The organism is Limnobaculum eriocheiris, assembly GCF_021010575.1.
GTDB lineage: Bacteria > Pseudomonadota > Gammaproteobacteria > Enterobacterales > Enterobacteriaceae > Limnobaculum > Limnobaculum eriocheiris.
In genome coordinates this window covers 17,196-34,695 of the sequence record NZ_JAJNAG010000001.1, presented here as the reverse complement: position 1 = coordinate 34,695, position 17,500 = coordinate 17,196, and the positions used below count along the sequence as shown (strand labels likewise).

At 47.7% G+C, this 17,500-nt stretch carries 17 protein-coding genes; 4 read left to right on the top strand and 13 right to left on the bottom strand.

The genetic code is table 11. The features are described from left to right. Positions 1-560: 560 nt before the first annotated feature. From thiL to bioA, 7 genes are all read right to left on the bottom strand, one after another. On the bottom strand, positions 561-1,532 hold the full coding sequence (gene thiL, locus LPW36_RS00175; RefSeq protein WP_230607503.1) for a thiamine-phosphate kinase: 972 nt from the start codon (positions 1,530-1,532) through the stop codon (positions 561-563). An 84-nt stretch (positions 1,533-1,616) separates the two neighbouring features. Next, the gene (gene nusB / locus LPW36_RS00170) at positions 1,617-2,042 is read right to left on the bottom strand and encodes a transcription antitermination factor NusB (RefSeq protein ID WP_230607502.1); all 426 of its coding nucleotides are present in this window, start codon (positions 2,040-2,042) and stop codon (positions 1,617-1,619) included. Between the two features lie 59 nt (positions 2,043-2,101). After that, a complete protein-coding gene (gene ribH, locus LPW36_RS00165) occupies positions 2,102-2,572 on the bottom strand; it encodes a 6,7-dimethyl-8-ribityllumazine synthase (RefSeq protein ID WP_130590708.1) in 471 nt (156 codons plus the stop codon). A gap of 101 nt (positions 2,573-2,673) precedes the next feature. Beyond that, positions 2,674-3,792, bottom strand: coding sequence for a bifunctional diaminohydroxyphosphoribosylaminopyrimidine deaminase/5-amino-6-(5-phosphoribosylamino)uracil reductase RibD (gene ribD / locus LPW36_RS00160; protein WP_230607501.1), 1,119 nt, complete (start codon positions 3,790-3,792; stop codon positions 2,674-2,676). Between the two features lie 7 nt (positions 3,793-3,799). After that, entirely contained in the window at positions 3,800-4,249 is a 450-nt protein-coding gene (nrdR, locus tag LPW36_RS00155; RefSeq protein ID WP_130590706.1) for a transcriptional regulator NrdR, read from the bottom strand. 174 nt (positions 4,250-4,423) lie between these two features. Further along, positions 4,424-5,293: a DMT family transporter gene (locus LPW36_RS00150; protein ID WP_230607500.1), complete on the bottom strand. Its 870-nt coding sequence runs from the start codon at positions 5,291-5,293 to the stop codon at positions 4,424-4,426. A 25-nt stretch (positions 5,294-5,318) separates the two neighbouring features. Next, positions 5,319-6,605: an adenosylmethionine--8-amino-7-oxononanoate transaminase gene (bioA, locus tag LPW36_RS00145; protein ID WP_230607499.1), complete on the bottom strand. Its 1,287-nt coding sequence runs from the start codon at positions 6,603-6,605 to the stop codon at positions 5,319-5,321. Between the two features lie 85 nt (positions 6,606-6,690). Here bioA and bioB point away from each other — a divergent pair, with 85 nt between their 5' ends. Further along, the gene (bioB, locus tag LPW36_RS00140; RefSeq protein ID WP_230607498.1) at positions 6,691-7,728 is read left to right on the top strand and encodes a biotin synthase BioB; all 1,038 of its coding nucleotides are present in this window, start codon (positions 6,691-6,693) and stop codon (positions 7,726-7,728) included. Next, positions 7,715-8,431, top strand: a complete 717-nt coding sequence (gene bioD, locus LPW36_RS00135) for a dethiobiotin synthase (protein ID WP_268991398.1) — start codon at positions 7,715-7,717, stop codon at positions 8,429-8,431. The genes bioB and bioD overlap by 14 nt, the downstream gene beginning before the upstream one ends. 66 nt (positions 8,432-8,497) lie before the next feature. Here the strand turns inward: bioD and secF are convergent, their stop codons facing one another. From secF to queA, 5 genes are read right to left on the bottom strand one after another with little or no spacing between them, the layout of a single operon-like run. Then, entirely contained in the window at positions 8,498-9,466 is a 969-nt protein-coding gene (gene secF, locus LPW36_RS00130) for a protein translocase subunit SecF (RefSeq protein ID WP_230607497.1), read from the bottom strand. A gap of 10 nt (positions 9,467-9,476) precedes the next feature. After that, on the bottom strand, positions 9,477-11,327 hold the full coding sequence (secD, locus tag LPW36_RS00125) for a protein translocase subunit SecD (protein ID WP_230607496.1): 1,851 nt from the start codon (positions 11,325-11,327) through the stop codon (positions 9,477-9,479). A gap of 45 nt (positions 11,328-11,372) precedes the next feature. Further along, complete coding sequence (gene yajC / locus LPW36_RS00120) at positions 11,373-11,705, bottom strand: preprotein translocase subunit YajC (RefSeq protein ID WP_230607495.1); 333 nt, start codon at positions 11,703-11,705, stop codon at positions 11,373-11,375. Between the two features lie 40 nt (positions 11,706-11,745). Then, positions 11,746-12,870 (bottom strand): tRNA guanosine(34) transglycosylase Tgt, encoded by a 1,125-nt coding sequence (gene tgt, locus LPW36_RS00115; protein WP_230607494.1) that lies wholly within the window; start codon positions 12,868-12,870, stop codon positions 11,746-11,748. Positions 12,871-12,918: 48 nt separating this feature from the next. Beyond that, positions 12,919-13,995: a tRNA preQ1(34) S-adenosylmethionine ribosyltransferase-isomerase QueA gene (gene queA / locus LPW36_RS00110; RefSeq protein ID WP_230607493.1), complete on the bottom strand. Its 1,077-nt coding sequence runs from the start codon at positions 13,993-13,995 to the stop codon at positions 12,919-12,921. 178 nt (positions 13,996-14,173) lie between these two features. Between queA and LPW36_RS00105 the strand changes: the two genes are divergently transcribed. Continuing rightward, positions 14,174-14,755: an acyl carrier protein phosphodiesterase gene (locus LPW36_RS00105; protein ID WP_230607655.1), complete on the top strand. Its 582-nt coding sequence runs from the start codon at positions 14,174-14,176 to the stop codon at positions 14,753-14,755. A 229-nt stretch (positions 14,756-14,984) separates the two neighbouring features. Next, a complete protein-coding gene (locus LPW36_RS00100; protein ID WP_230607492.1) occupies positions 14,985-15,587 on the top strand; it encodes a peroxiredoxin C in 603 nt (200 codons plus the stop codon). Between the two features lie 474 nt (positions 15,588-16,061). Here the strand turns inward: LPW36_RS00100 and proY are convergent, their stop codons facing one another. Next, positions 16,062-17,429, bottom strand: a complete 1,368-nt coding sequence (gene proY, locus LPW36_RS00095) for a proline-specific permease ProY (RefSeq protein WP_230607491.1) — start codon at positions 17,427-17,429, stop codon at positions 16,062-16,064. Between the last annotated feature and the right edge of the window lie 71 nt (positions 17,430-17,500).

Genomic DNA, 17,500 nt, shown 5'->3' with positions numbered 1-17,500 from the left:
GTTTCACCCTGCCAGCGCTAGCGCTGTTCAAACAGGCTTCGCCTGTTTGTCGTTGGCTTCCGCCAAGTCGACCCCAACGGAAATCTCTCCCTCCGATTGAATTCGGCTAAAAGACAAAAAACTCAAAACTAAAACTAAAACTAAAACTAAAACTAAAACTAAAAACCATATTCAGGGGCAATGCTGCTGAATGCTAACCAATATTTTGACCTTCATCTTTTGACCTTTAAGAGCACTGGAATTCAGCCGACAACTGAATGAAGGTAGCACGACCAGCAGGGATGCTGGTCGAGGCGCAGCGACGTCTGGAGCGGCTCTGCGCCGGTGCGTAAGCCCGAATGAAGGCGGAGGGCAGTCGCGTAGCGACCTGAATTCGTGTGCGAAGGCGCGGAGGTGCAGGAGGCGTTCGCCTTAACGCCTCTTGCTCGGCCGCCGCACGGTAGTCTGGCTTGGCACTACATCATTTGCGGACGAAACCTACACTGAATTTAATCATGCTCAGTTCACATTTCTGATATCAGCACTAAAACTGAACTTCCCTTTTATTTCCTAATAAAAGATCAGCCACTAAAGTGATCATACCCACGCCCCTCAAACTCCACCGCCTGATTCCCATCCAACAACTGCAATCCACCATTGGCGGTAATCTGCCCGATACAGTGATAAGGAATACCTAAACCAGAAAGTGCGGTATCCAGAGCGCCACGGTTATTTTCCGGTACGGTAAAGCACAGTTCGTAGTCTTCACCGCCGGTCAGCGCCCATCGGATCGCCTGCTCACGGCTACAGTTATCCGTCAGTGCTGATGAAAACACCAGTCGGTCGAGATGTATTCTGGCACCACAGCCGCTGGCTTTCAGAATATGGCCTAAGTCCGGTAACAGGCCATCGGAAATATCAATAGCGGCGGTTGCCAGTTGGCGCATACCCTGCCCCATTAAAATACGTGGCTGAGGGCGAAGATGGCGTTTTACCAAGTAGTTTCTCTGCTCCTGATTCTCTACCTCAAGCTTACCCTGCAAAATAGCCAGACCGGCCGCACTGTCACCAGGCCAGCCAGTCACGTAGATCCAATGTCCGGCCTTAGCACCACTGCGGGTCAGTTGCTTATCAACAGGTACCCAGCCGTTAATGGTTAATGTCAGACTAAGCGGCCCTTTAGTGGTATCGCCACCAATCAATTGCATTCCGTAGTAGTCCAACAGGCCAAACAAACTTTCACTAAAGCTGGCCAGCCAGGGTTCATCGATTTCAGGCAGGGTTAATGCCAGCGAAACCCAGGCCGGGTCGGCTCCCATTGCAGCCAGATCGCTTAAGTTAACCACCAGCGACTTGTAGCCTAAATCAGCAGGATCGATATCAGGAAGAAAATGAATGCCGGACACCAGCGTGTCGGTACTAATAGCCAGATACTGTTTTTGTGAAGGGATAAGTAGCGCACAATCATCACCAATACCCAACAGCACGTCTTTACGAATAGTACTTTGCCGATTGAAATAGCGGGCAATAACGTCAAACTCACTGCACGACATAGTAGCGGTACTCCAGTCGAACTTAGCAATAAGGCCGGCATTGCCGGCCTTATCAAAATTCTTAATGGTGAATCAGGATAAGACTCATTGCCTGGCGTTACGTACACGCAAGCGAGGAACCACTTTATCCAGAACGCCATTAACAAATTTATGGCTGTCTTCTGCACCAAAGATTTTGGCTAACTCAATGGCCTCATTGATAACCACTTTATAAGGGATATCTTCACGCTTGCTCAGTTCGTAAACGGCAACGCGTAGAATGGCTCTCTCAATTTGGCCCAGCTCATCCAGAGTACGGGACAGATAAGGTGCCATCAATTTGTCCAGCTCACCCGCATGGGTGGCCGCGCCGGAAAACAGCTCACGGAAGTAAGTTAAATCAACATCTTTAACATCCTGTTCCGCCAGAAATTGTAATTCAACATCGGCAATATCATTTTTGGATAATTGCCAGGAGTATAACGCCTGAACGGCGCACTCGCGGGCGCGGCGACGAGCAGCAGGTTTCACGGGGTTTCCCTCAAATCTTAGTCAGACAATCAATATTTACAGCCGGGGGTAACCCATGCTTACGCTTTGATTGCCTTAATTACATTAATCATTTCCAGTGCGGTCATGGCCGCTTCGGCACCTTTGTTACCGGCTTTAGTTCCGGCACGTTCGATAGCCTGTTCAATATTTTCTGTTGTCAGTACGCCGAAAGATACCGGGATTTGGCTTTCCATGGCAACGCTGGATAAACCAGAGCTACATTCACCAGCAACATACTCAAAGTGTGCAGTACCACCGCGAATAACGGTACCCAGCGCAATAACCGCATCATAGCGACCGGTATCCGCCAGTGTGCGAACAGCCAAAGGCAATTCATAAGCACCCGGTACCCAAACCACAGTGATATTTGAATCAGAAACCTGACCAATACGTTTTAATGCATCAATAGCCCCTTCCAGCAGACTATCGTTAATAAAATTGTTAAAGCGAGCAATAGCAATGGCAACACGGGCTTGTGGTGCTGCAACAATACCTTCGATAACGTTCATAAAAGTATATCCTTGGTTTCTTGATTCAATAATCCAACAAGGGGGCGGATTCTATCATATTCTTTCAGTTGTGGCGCTGCGGATTTGCTATCTGCGCACAATTACTGCAACTCACTGCGGGGCACCAGGTGTAAACGTAAGTCCTCACCGACCTGCTGTACATGTTGTATTTTAAACTCAGGCGCCTGCGCCAGTTGGCTAAGGCCGGGAAGCTTGCACAATCCACGCGCATCATCCCCCAGCAGTTTGGGTGCCAGATACAGCACCAGCTCATCCACTACTCCTGCCTGCAATAAGGCTCCGGCTATGGTTGGCCCGGCCTCAGTCCAGACAGTATTTATCTGACGGCGTCCCAGTTGCATCATCAGCACCACCAGATCGATGCCCTTCTGATAAGCAGGAACAATAAGCTGCTCAACGTTATCAGGCCAGTCTTCATCACCTTTGTGGGTGCGCACTAACCAGATATCACCGGGTAATGAAAATAGTTTAAGGTCCGGCGTTAAACGGTTCTGGCTATCAAGGATGACTCTTACAGGCTGACGCAGTAAACTTTTAGGATAAATATCGTGAGTTTGACGGTCCAGCTCTTCCCAGCGAACGTTCAACGCCGGGTTATCCGCCAGCACCGTAGCGCTGGTGCTTAAAATAGCCGAACTTTGGGCTCTGAACTGTTGAACATCACGACGGGAATCTATCGAAGTGATCCACTGGCTCTCACCCGAGGCCATGGCCGTTTTGCCATCCAGTGAGGCCGCCAGTTTAAGCTGAAGATAAGGAAAACCGGTGCGCATACGCTTAAAGAAACCGCGATTAACCGCTTCGGCTTCCGCCATCATCACGCCATGTTCCACTTCGATGCCTGCCTGCTGTAAACGATACAGACCACGACCAGCCACTTCAGGGTTGGGATCCTGCATCGCAGCGACCACGCGCTTAACACCAGCATTAATCAATGCGTCCGCGCATGGGGGGGTGCGTCCATGATGGCTGCATGGCTCCAACGTAACATAGGCTGTGGCTCCCCGCGCTTTTTCTCCCGCCATGCTTAACGCATGAACTTCAGCATGGGGCTCGCCTGCCTTATGGTGATATCCCTCTCCAACGATTTTTCCATCACGTACCAGCACACAGCCAACATTAGGGTTAGGTGTGGTGATAAAGCGCCCTTGCCAGGCCAGCTCAAGCGCTCGTGCCATATACTTTGCGTCATTCTGCATAGGGCTATTAGTCCTGTAATTTGGCGATCTCTTCACCAAACTCTCGAATATCTTCAAAGCTACGGTAAACCGAAGCAAAACGAATATAGGCGACCTTATCTAACTTCTTCAGGGCATCCATTACCAGGTTACCCACCAGTGATGCCAAAACCTCGCGTTCACCGGTAGCGCGTAGTTGAGATTTAATATGGCTGATGGCCATTTCAATATCGTCAGAATTAACCGGTCGTTTCTCCAACGCTTTTAACATACCCCGACGCAATTTCTCTTCATCAAAGGGCTCGCGAATTTCATTACTTTTAATCACGCGAGGCATCACCAGTTCTGCCACTTCAAACGTAGTAAAGCGCTCATGGCAAACTAAACATTGGCGGCGGCGGCGTACCTGAGAGCCATCGCCGACCAAACGCGAATCAATGACTTTAGTATCTACAGCAGCACAAAAAGGGCAATGCATAACATCTCCTGAAAATATTTCCGGGGAAAAGCATACTCATATAATGATCTACCATTTTAAACGCCTCAGCTAAATAGTGATATAGCTAAGGCCTATAAAGCAGATATTTAATGATAATCAATACCGGATGAATATATCAGTAATCTTACGTTAAAGAGATGGATTGCCAAATATTCAGGCTTTCACCGTTTTATTTTCAATCACTACCCAGCGCTTATGGATCCATAATGACAGCAACATAATGGCTCCTCCCGCCAGGGTTTTTCCCCATTCTGGCTGCTCTTGCCAGATAAGAAGATTAACCATCAGGCCAACGGGTATCATGGCGTTATTCATAATTGCCAGCGTTCCGGCATCTACTTTTCCGGCACCATAATTCCACATAAAGTAGCCCAGACCGGAAGCGCCTAATCCCAACCATACCAATATTCCCCACTGCGTAGACGTCGTAGGCAGTTGTTCGGTATTGCCCAACAGCAGCCATGCCACAATGGCTACACAGAGTGCACCTAAATAGAACAAGGCGCTACTCTGCTTTGGCGGCATTGGGTAAAGCTCCATTGCGCGCTTATAGCCAACCTGTCCTAAGGCAAAGAAAAAGTTAGCGGTTTGAATAATTAACATACCAAACCAGAAATTCTCTCTGGGATGACTAAAGTTAATTACGCCCGCCCCCAATACCGCCAACAGAGCGCTAAACAAATAGCCCAAACGTAGTGATTGCCCCTTCAGCAGATCGTAAATTAACGTGATATAAATGGGCATGGTAATACCAAACAACAATACTTCCGGCACGGTCAAATAAAGAAATGACTGATAGTAGAACAGATACATAATCCCTAACTGGCAGGCCCCTGCCGCCATAAAAGCAATACAGGCTCTGGAACTTGTCCCGCTAAAACGCATAAAGGGTACAAATAATAGCGTAGCTAAACCAACTCGCATCAGGATAGAGAACCAGGGGTCAACCTGCCCCGCCAGATAAACGCCAATCAGGCTAAATGAGAACGACCAGATAACAGTAGTAATAATCAAAAACGGCATGACAACTCCAGGATAAATAGAAAAATTAGCCAAAAAGGATGTCCGGTCGGGATACCACATGGCGGATAGCCTTAATCAACCGCAATAACTGTTCAGGCTGAATGATATAGGGCGGCATTAAATAGATAAGTTTGCCAAATGGCCGAACCCACACGCCCTGAGCAACAAAGAATTTTTGCAGACTGGCCATATCCACCGGCTTAACTACTTCAACAACGCCGATCGCCCCCAGCACCCTCACCTGATGAACGTAAGGAGAATCTTCCAGTGGGCGCAATCCCTGCTCTAAAACATTGGCAATCTGTATCACCTGAGACTGCCAGTGATTTTCAGCCAGTAAATCTAAACTGGCACAGGCAACCGCACAGGCCAACGGGTTAGCCATAAACGTGGGGCCGTGCATAAAACATCCCGCCTCCCCCTGACTGATAACTTCGGCAACATGACGGGTGGTCATCACCGCAGAGAGTGTCATATAGCCCCCGGTTAATGCTTTTCCTACACACTGAATATCCGGTGAAATACCCGCATGCTGGCAGGCAAACAGCTTACCGGTACGACCAAAACCGGTGGCGATTTCATCGGTAATCATCAGAATTTGGTATTTATCGCAGAGCTGGCGTATATGTTTGAGATAGGCGGGATGATAGAAACGCATCCCTCCGGCCCCCTGCACCACTGGCTCCAGAATAACGGCGGCAATATCTTGCTGATGTTGTTCCATCAGGCGGGAAAAGTGCTCCATTGCCCCTTCATGCCACTCTCCGGAAAAGGGAATATCAACGCCATCAGCAAACAGATTCTGCGGTAAAAAGCCCTGATACAGGCTATGCATCGAGTTGTGCGGATCGCATACCGACATAGCCCCAAAGGTATCGCCATGATAACCGTGACGCAAAGCCAGAAACCGATGTCGCCGTTCCCCCTTGCTCTGCCAGTATTGCAGTGCCATCTTCATCGCAACCTCAATGGCAACCGAGCCGGAATCTGCCAGAAAAACCGTTTCCAGTTCAGGTTCAGTTATCTCGATCAGACGACGACACAGCTCAACGGCAGGCTGATGGGTAATACCGCCAAACATGACATGCGCCATTTTGACTAACTGTTGGCTGACGGCTTGATTTAATTTTGGATGGTTATAACCATGAATTGCAGCCCACCAGGATGACATACCATCAACCAACTCGCTGCCATCCTGTAAAAAGAGTGAAGCACCCCGGGCAGAACTGACCGGATAACAGGGTAATGGCTGAATCATTGAAGTGTAGGGATGCCAGATATGGCGCTGGTCAAATTCAATATCTGAAAACATAAAAAACAACCGTAAACTAAATTGACATAAAATTAGTTTACAATTAAAGTTTTTCAAAACCAACAGATTATTGATCGGACCTCTTATGAATCAGACTGAACGCTGGAGTGCAGCACAAACCCAGGCTCTTTTCGATATGCCATTACTTGAGTTACTTTTCACTGCGCAGCAGGTGCATCGTGAACATTTCAATCCCCGGCACATTCAGGTCAGCACCTTGTTATCCATTAAAACCGGTAATTGCCCTGAAGACTGTAAATACTGCCCGCAAAGTGCACGCTATAAAACCGGTCTGGCCACCGAAGCCTTAATGGCGGTAGAACAGGTACTGGAGTCCGCACGTCAGGCAAAAGCCACCGGTTCAGGACGTTTTTGTATGGGGGCCGCATGGAAGAATCCCCATGAACGTGATCTTCCCTATCTGGAACAGATGATTCGCGGTGTAAAAGCGCTGGGAATGGAAAGCTGTATGACATTAGGCTCACTCACCCCCTCTCAGGCTGAAAGGCTAAAGCAAGCCGGTCTGGACTATTACAATCATAATCTGGATACCTCACCGGAATACTATGACCAGATTATTACTACTCGCAGCTATCAGGAACGGTTAAATACGCTGGATTATGTGCGTCAGGCCGGTATCAAAGTCTGCTCTGGCGGTATTCTGGGGCTGGGAGAATCGGTAACCGACAGAGCAGGTTTATTGCGTCAGTTAGCCAATATGCCAGAACCACCGGAAAGCGTACCAATTAATATGCTGGTTAAAGTTGCAGGTACCCCACTGGATAATCTTCCTGATATAGACCCTTTCGAGTTTATTCGCACCATCGCCATCGCCCGCATTATGATGCCCCGCTCTTATGTGCGTTTGTCAGCCGGTCGGGAACAGATGAATGAACAGACTCAAGCCATGTGCTTTATGGCCGGCGCTAACTCCATTTTTTATGGCTGCAAATTACTCACTACCCCCAACCCGGCACAGAACAGCGATCTGAAACTGTTCCACAAGCTGGGGTTAAATCCTGAAAAACAACAAATACAACAGACCTACAGCAAACAGTTGGTACGAATCGCTAAACAGCAGCATGAACCCGATACCGAGCACTATTACAATGCAGCACCTTAATATCCCAGAGAATATTATAAATCACACCTGGTTTGTCACCGGTACCGACACCGATGCCGGAAAAACGATTGCCGTCAGAGCATTGCTACAATCATTTTCAGCTCGCCACTATCGGGTTGCAGGTTACAAACCTGTAGCTTCGGGCAGCCAGCTAACAGAAGATGGATTACGCAATCAGGATGCGCTGATTTTGCAGCAATATTCATCAGAAGATCTGGAGTACAACCAGATTAATCCGGTGACATTTCTGCACCCAACATCCCCCCATATCGCCAGCCGTCTGGTATCGCAACCGATATCACTATCGCTGCTGTCATCAGGATTAGCCAGCTTACAGCAAAAAAGTGATGTAGTCGTCGTTGAGGGTGCCGGGGGATGGTTTACTCCTGTCGATGAACATTATTCTCTGTCTGACTGGGTTATCGCCGGGCAGTTACCGGTGGTAATGGTAGTGGGAATCAAACTTGGCTGTATCAATCATGCCTTACTGACCCAGCAGGCGCTGATAACTGCCGGAGTAAATTTTAGCGGCTGGATAGCCAATAGCGTACAGCCTGGCTATCCTCACTATGATGATTATATGAGCACACTGAAAAGGCGAATTACAGCCCCGCTGCTGGGGGAAATTCCTTATTTACCATACCTTTCATCACTCCCTTCATTAGCGCAATATATTGATAGCTCGCTGCTGCTGCCTGAATAAAGAATTCAACGCAATAAAAAACCCTCATATCGCTATGAGGGTTTTTCTGTTCAATCATCGTATTGATTAAGGCAGCATTGAAGGCTGATCGGCGCCCTCTTTTTCCACTTTAGTTGGTAACATGTGCTCACGCTTCACGCCCATCTTCAGCGCCATATAGGCCGCTACCCAGATGGATGACACCGTACCCAGCAAAATACCAATAGCCAGTGATTCAGAGAAGCCTTTCAACATCTCACCACCAAAGAACAACAGACACAGAACCGCAAGTAAGGTAGTCCCTGATGTCATCAACGTTCGACTCAGCGTCTGAGTCAGAGAGACGTTCATGATCTCATAAGATGTACCGCGACGAATCTTACGGAAGTTCTCACGCATCCGGTCAAATACCACGATGGTATCGTTCAGTGAGTAACCGATAATCGACAACATTGCTGCAACGATAGTCAGATCGACTTCACGCTGGAATAACGAAATGATACCTAATGTAATCACCACGTCATGCGCCAGTGCAAATACCGCACCCGCTGCCAGACGCCACTCGAAACGAAAACCAACATAGACCAGAATACAGAGTAAACAAACGATGATTGCCATCAGACCCGATTGTGCCAACTCGGCACCAACGCTTGGTCCAACAAATTCGATACGTTTAACTTCTGCACCTTCATCGGCGTTGCTGTGAACAATATCCAGAATCTTGCTGCTCAATACTTCACTGTTCATGCCTTCAATAGGCGCCATACGGATCATAACGTCACGGCTACTACCAAAGTTTTGAACAATTGGGTCTTTAAAGCCCTGTGCATTCAGGTCAGCACGCACTTTTTCCAAGTCTATCGGATGGGTTAATTTAACTTCAATCACAGTACCACCGGTGAAGTCCAGACCCCAGTTAAACCCTTTCATGCTTATGATGACTAATGAAGCAACCACCAGAATCATAGAAATAGCAAAAGCGGCATTACCCACGCGCAGGAAGTCATAGACTTTGCGACCGTGGTTAAGCTGCTCTACTTTATATTCCTCTGCCACAACAGACTCCTTAAATAGACAGCTTGGTAATGCGCTTGCCGCCATACGCCAGGTTAACAATGGCGCGCGTACCTACAATCGCAGTGAACATGGAAGTCAATACGCCGATAGACAGCGTAATGGCAAAGCCTTTAATCGAGCCGGTACCTACAGCATACAGAATTGCAGCGGTAATCAGCGTAGTCAGGTTAGCGTCCAGAATACTGCTGAAAGCCCCTTTATACCCTTCATGAATCGCCTGTTGGACACTACGCCCATTTTTCAGCTCTTCTTTTATCCGCTCGTTAATCAGTACGTTAGCATCAACCGCCATACCTACCGTTAGTACAATACCGGCAATGCCCGGCATACTTAGCGTTGCCCCCGGCAACAGCGACATAGTACCAACAATAAGAATAACGTTAACCACCAGTGCCGCACTGGCCATCAAGCCAAATACGCGATACACCAGCAGCATAAAGATCACCGATACCATCAGACCCCAGAAACAGGCTTCCAGACCCTGAGTAATATTCTGCTGCCCCATTGATGGACCGATAGTACGCTCTTCAACAATCTGAATTGGCGCTATCAGCGCACCGGCACGTAGCAACAGTGAAAGCTGGCGAGCTTCAGCGGCATTATCAATACCGGTAATGCGGAAACTGTTACCCAAACGAGACTGAATGGTCGCAACGTTGATCACTTCTTCATGCTTTTCAAGAATAGCTCTGCCGTTAGCATCCTTTTTACCGCTGTCTTTATACTCTACGAACACCGTGGCCATATTTTTGCCAATGCTGTCCTTAGTAAAGTTAGACATGATATTACCGCCAGCGCTGTCCAGAGAAATGTTCACCTGTGGGCGGCCATACTCATCATTGCTGGAGGTAGAATCGGTAATATGATCGCCGGTCAGAACCACCTTCTTGTATAACACCACTGGGGAGTTATCACGGCGGTACTTCACTTCAGACTTACTACGATCACGACCGCGTAATACCGAAGCGGCATCAATACTGGTATTTACCAGACGGAACTCAAGCGTTGCGGTCGCACCCAAAATCTCTTTAGCACGAGCGGTATCCTGAATACCCGGTAATTCAACCACAATTCGATCGGCACCCTGACGCTGAACTACCGGCTCAGCAACCCCTAACTGGTTTACCCGGTTACGCAAGATGTTAACGTTTTGCTGAACCGCATATTCACGCGCTTCGCTTAAACGTTGTGCAGTCATCTGCGTGGTAAAGCTGTTGTTAGAGCCCGGAGTGATTATCAGATCCCGATGACGAGGTGTCAGAAAATCAATGGCTTTAGTCAACGTATCTGCATCAGGAAAACGAACCTCAACACCGAAGTTGCTGCCTTTAACTACTTCAGAATAAGCAATACCTTCCGTATGCAGTTCGCTTTCAATCGAATCTTGCGTTTGCTCTTGCAGTTTGGACATTGCGGTTTCCATATCCACTTCCATCAGGAAGTGCACACCACCGCGCAGATCGAGGCCCAGTTTCATTGGTTCTGCACCAATTTTCTGTAGCCAGGTTGGCGTGGCTGGAGCAAGGTTCAATGCAATAACAAACTGATTCCCCAGCGATTCTGCCAGAATCTCCCGTGCCCGCAGTTGGACATCAGTATTGTCAAACCGCACCAGCAAAGAGCCATTCTCTTCCAGCACTACCGATTTGATAACAATATTCTGTTGCTTCAGTGCATCTTCTACCTGACCCAACGTAGCAGTACTGGCGGTGCCACCGCGCACCCCAGTAATCTGAATCGCCGGATCCTCACCATAAATGTTAGGAAGTGCATAAAGCAAACCGATGCCGATCACAAAGACCAGCATCAGATACTTCCATAAAGGATAACGGTTTAACACAATAGTAGTTTCCCTTCGGGAAAATCAAAAAGTATAGCGCTCAAATCAGAGCGCTTTCATTGTGCCTTTAGGCAATACAGCCGCAACGAAGTCACGTTTGATAGTAACTTCAGTTGTATCATTCAGAGCAATAACGATGTAGCCAGTATCAGAAACTTTAGATACACGACCCACTAACCCACCGGTGGTTAATACTTCATCACCTTTAGTAATGGAATTCATCAGATTCTTATGATCTTTAGCACGCTTCTGCTGTGGGCGCAGGATCATAAAATAGAAGATCAAACCGAAAACTACCAGCATGATAACTAAAGAATATGGGCTGCCTTGAGCTGGTGCACCGGCTGCGGCCACTGCGTCAGAAATAAAAAGACTCATTAATGAGATTCCTCTGTTGTTATGTTGATGAATATACGAATTATTTAGCTAATGGCGGGACAGTCTTACCTATCCGTCCATAAAAATCAGTAACAAAGTGCTCTAATGTACCTTGCTCAATGGCCTCACGCAAACCTGCCATTAAACGCTGGTAATATCTCAGGTTATGAATGGTATTTAACCGTGCACCCAATATTTCATTACAGCGATCGAGATGATGCAAATATGCCCGACTGTAATGGCGACAGGTGTAACAATCACAGTGTTCATCAAGCGTAGATGTATCATCTTTATGTTTTGCATTACGAATTTTAACCACTCCATCCGTAACAAACAAATGTCCATTGCGCGCATTGCGCGTTGGCATCACACAATCAAACATATCGATGCCCCGGCGAACTCCCTCCACCAGATCTTCCGGTTTTCCAACCCCCATTAAATAGCGTGGTTTATCTTCCGGAATTTGAGGACAAACATGCTCTAAAATCCGATGCATATCCTCTTTTGGCTCACCTACGGCCAAACCGCCGACAGCGTAACCGTCAAAACCAATCTCTACCAGCCCTTTTACAGATACGTCACGTAAATCTTCGTAAACGCTGCCCTGAATGATGCCAAACAACGCATTTTTATTCTGTAGTTCATCAAAACGTTGACGACTACGTTTCGCCCAGCGCAAAGACATCTCCATTGAGCGTTTAGCATAATCCCAGTCGGCCGGGTATGGCGTACACTCGTCAAAGATCATAACGATATCAGAACCGAGGTCGTATTGAATTTCCATCGACTTTTCCGGGCTCAGGAATATCGCATCACCATTAATCGGGTTACGGAAATTTACCCCTTCTTCAGTGATTTTACGGATATCTCCCAGGCTAAACACCTGAAAGCCGCCGGAGTCAGTCAAAATAGGACCGTGCCACTGCATAAAATCGTGCAGATCGCCATGCTTACGCATGATCTCCTGACCGGGGCGCAACCATAAATGAAAGGTGTTGCCCAGAATAATTTGGGCACCGGTGTCTTTCACCTCTTCTGGCGTCATGCCCTTTACCGTACCGTAGGTCCCGACTGGCATAAACGCCGGTGTCTCTACCGTACCGCGTTCAAAAACTAAACGACCGCGTCTGGCACGACCATCTTTTGTCTGTAGTTCAAACTTCACGTAAAACCTCCGCCACCAGATAAACAGTCTGGAGCTTGTTTCTGTTAATTACGATTTCCCACCTGGGATTTCATTAATCGCTTCCGGATTACGGGTGATAAACATGGCATCCCCATAGCTAAAGAAACGGTATTGCTTCTCGACCGCCTGCTGATATGCCCGCATGGTATTGCTATAACCGGCAAATGCCGATACCAGCATAATTAGCGTTGATTCAGGCAGGTGAAAATTAGTAATCAGGGTATCAATAACCCGGAACTGATAACCGGGATAAATAAAGATGCTGGTATCACCAAAAAATGGCTCAATGAGATCCTGTTTAGCCGCCTGCGCGGCGCTTTCCAGCGATCTGACCGATGTCGTTCCCACGGCTATCACTTTATTGCCCCGGGCTTTACAGGCCAGCACCGCATCCACCACGGATTGTGGTACTTCCGCATACTCGGCATGCATCACATGCTGTTTGATATCATCAACCCGCACTGGCTGGAATGTCCCGGCACCTACGTGCAGGGTAACGAATTCCATATTGATCCCTTTGGCGCGCAAGGCTTCCAATAGCGGCTGATCGAAGTGTAAGCCTGCCGTTGGTGCAGCAACCGCTCCGGGGCGCTGGCTGTAAACCGTTTGATACAGCTCACGGTCAGCATCTTCATCTGGCCTATCAATATAAGGAGGTAAAGGCATATGCCCGGCAGCGTTAAGAATCGTCAGTACATCACGCCCATCGGTAAAATGAAGCTCAAATAACGCATCGTGGCGTGCAGCCATAATGGCCGGGATAGATTCATCATCGCCCAGCAACAGTTCTGTGCCCGGCTTTGGTGCTTTAGAAGCACGAACGTGGGCCAGAACCCTTCTATCATCCAGCACTCGCTCAACCAAAACTTCAATCTTTCCGCCGCTGGCTTTCTTACCAAACAGACGTGCCGGGATCACTCGGGTATTATTAAATACCAGTAAATCGCCAGAGTTCAGCTTATCTAGCACATCGGTAAATGTGTCATCAGAGAGTGCGCCACTGATCCCATCGAGAGAAAGCATACGACAAGCGCTGCGTTCCGCCTGAGGGTAGCGGGCAATCAGGGATTCAGGAAGTTCAAATGAAAAATCAGTAACGCGCATGGGTTTTCAAATCTCAAAAAACAAGCGGCTTAGTCTAGAGCCAGTCGGATAAGGCTGCAACCTATAAGGCAATAAAAGTATAAGAAAACCAGCAATAATCGACTTACTTCGCATAGTCTGGCAATCCGTGATGATAATAAAGCATATCAGTGATGTCAGATTACACTATAATTACACCATGAATTTTCTTGCTCACCTCCATTTAGCCTCACTGGCCGACAGCTCCCTGCTGGGAAATCTGCTGGCTGATTTTGTACGCGGCAATCCTGACGGGGAATATGCTCCGGAAGTGGTTAGCGGCATTATGCTGCACCGGCGTATTGATAAACTTACCGATAATCTTGAACCGGTGAGAGAAGCCCGCCGCCTGTTTAGTCAGCCTCACTACCGGGTTGCACCTATTGCATTAGACGTACTCTGGGATCATTTTCTCGCCCGGCATTGGGAGCAGCTTGATAGCACAATGCCATTGGTAAACTTTGTTGCTCAGGCAAAAAACAACATTGTTCCCCAGTTGTCAGCAACGCCGCCAGGATTTCAACATATCAATCAGTATATCTGGAGAGATCGCTGGCTGGAGCGCTATGCCGAACTGCCATTCATTGCCGATACCTTACATAATATGGCTATTCGCCGCCCGCGTCTGAAAGCACTCAGCGACTGCATTGAAGACATCCGGCAACATTATCACCCATTGGAAGAGACATTTTTGCACTTCTATCCACAGGTGATGATACAGGCCAGATCGAAACAACTATAATATTTTCATTTAGTTAGATAAAAAAACCAAAGTAAATTACTCTATAGTCGCTTTACAAGGTATGATGTTATGGTTATGTTTACCGTCTGTAATAAGTGCCCTTGTTTACCATAGGCAGAAGCTATCTCAACAATCGGTCTGATATCCTTTGCGATCGATACCTGACCGCCTATACTGGCACCCAAATTATATTTCCTTATTTATCAACCTAATTGACAGGAGAGTTATTATGGTTCTGGTTACTCGCCAAGCCCCTGATTTTACTGCTGCAGCTGTTCTTGGTAACGGCGAAATCGTTGAAAACTTCAATCTGAAGAATCATCTGAATGGCAAAGCAGCTGTGCTGTTCTTCTGGCCAATGGACTTTACTTTCGTATGTCCTTCTGAATTGATTGCTTTCGACCACCGTTATGAAGAATTCAAAAAACGCGGCATCGAAGTTGTTGGTATCTCTTTCGATTCAGAGTTCGTACACAACGCATGGCGTAAAACCCCAGTAGACAACGGCGGCATCGGCGAAGTTAAATACGCAATGGTTGCTGACGTTAAGCGTGAAATTCAACAAGCATACGGTATCGAGCATCCGGATGCTGGCGTTGCTTTACGTGCATCTTTCCTGATCGACAAAAAGGGTGTTGTTCGTCACCAGGTAGTTAACGACCTGCCACTGGGCCGTAACATCGACGAAATGATCCGTATGGTTGACGCACTGCAATTCCACGAAGAGCACGGCCAGGTGTGCCCGGCTCAGTGGGAAAAAGGTCAGGAAGGCATGAACGCATCTCCGGACGGCGTTGCTAAGTTCCTGTCTCAAAACGCTGGCAAACTGTAATTAGCTGTTTGTTCTGATTTTGATATTGAAAAGAGCCGCGATGCGGCTCTTTTTTTTGGCATGACTTATTGTATTGGTGCCAGTTTCGTCCGTAATAGTCCTGAGTCTATCTCAACGCCAGTGCAACGGACGAGCAGAAGGGGTTAGCGAACCCCCTCTGTACTCCCACGCTTTCGCACAGGAATCCAGGTCGCTTAGGCGACTTCCTTCCTCCTTCGTTCAGCCCTAACGCACCGGCACAGAGCCGCTCCCGGCGTCGCTGTGCCTCGAGCAGCATCCATGCTGCTCGTGCTGGCCTCTCTCAGTCGTCAGCTGAATTCAAGTGCTCATAGTCAAGGTCAAGGTCAAGGTCAAGGTCAAGGTCAAGGTCAAGGTCAAGGTCAAGGTCAAGGTCAAGGTCAAGGTCAAGGTATATGATACAAAAAAATGGCCCCAACAATCGGAGCCATTCTCAATGAAATCGAACAACAGCAATTAACCTGCTTTCTTCGATCCCATACCTTTCAAATAATAAACTGCTACCAACAGTGCTATCCAGGCAAAGCCTACATACAGCGAAACACGCGTAGTTGGGAAGTAACCTATCAGGCCGATAATGCCAAACAGGAAGATCAAAGCAATCACAGAAGTGGTAGTACCACCGCGCAGAGGGAAATCCAGCTTGCTGACCTGCTCTGGCGTTAGCTTACGCCGGAAACCAATTTGTGACAGCAGGATCATAATCCATACCCATACGGTGGCAAAAGTTGCCAACGACGCAATAATCACAAATACATCTTCAGGAATAATGTAGTTCAGGTAAGCTGCCACCAGCAGACCAGCCATCATAAACAGTACGGTAATCCACGGCACGCCGCGTTTAGACAGCGTAGTGAACATTTTTGGTGCCTGTCCCTGCTCTGCCAGACCGTACAACATACGACCTACGCCAAATACGTCGCTGTTAATGGCTGAAAGTGAAGCGGTGATTACCACAAAGTTCAGAATACCCGCCGCAGCAGTAATACCCAGATTTTCAAAAGTCAGAACAAATGGGCTACCGTGGGTACCTACCTGATTCCACGGATAGATAGACATAATAACGAACAGTGTACCCACATAGAAAATCAAAATACGGAAAGGTACAGAGTTAATCGCTTTTGGAATGGTCTTTCTCGGATCCTCTGCTTCACCAGCAGTGATACCAATAATCTCAATACCACCATAAGCAAACATCACCATTTGCAGGGAGAGAACCATACCGATAAAGCCATTGGCAAAGAACCCGCCATTAGTCCATAAGTTATGAATACCTGTTGGTTCACCCTGATTGCCAAATCCCCAGACGATAATACCGATACCCGCCAGAATCATAATAATAATGGTGGCAACTTTGATGAATGACAGCCAGAACTCAAATTCACCAAAGACCTTCACATGCACCAGATTAATTGCGCCGATAATCAGTACTACACTCAATGCCCAGACCCAAAGCTCGACGTTAGGGAACCAGAAGCTCATATACAGACCAAAAGCCGTAACGTCAGCAATGGCTACAATCAGAATCTCAAAGCAGTACGTCCAACCGGTGATATAACCCGCCAGTGGTCCCAGATAGTCCTGCGCATAGCGGGAAAATGCTCCGGCCTGTGGATTATGAACGGACATCTCCCCCAGCGCTCGCATGATGATAAAAGCGAAAATACCACCGATGAGATAGGCCAGCAGAACACTGGGACCTGCCATTTTTATTGCACTTGCGGAACCGTAGAACAATCCGGTTCCTATTGCCGACCCCAACGCCATAAAACGGATATGGCGAGCGGTTAAGCCTCGTTTAAGTTTGTTGGTTTGATTTTCCATGCCGAAGTTACTCGTCTTTTCTCGTTATAACGCCGCAGATTAAGACCGCGGCGTTTATTATCAATAAATAA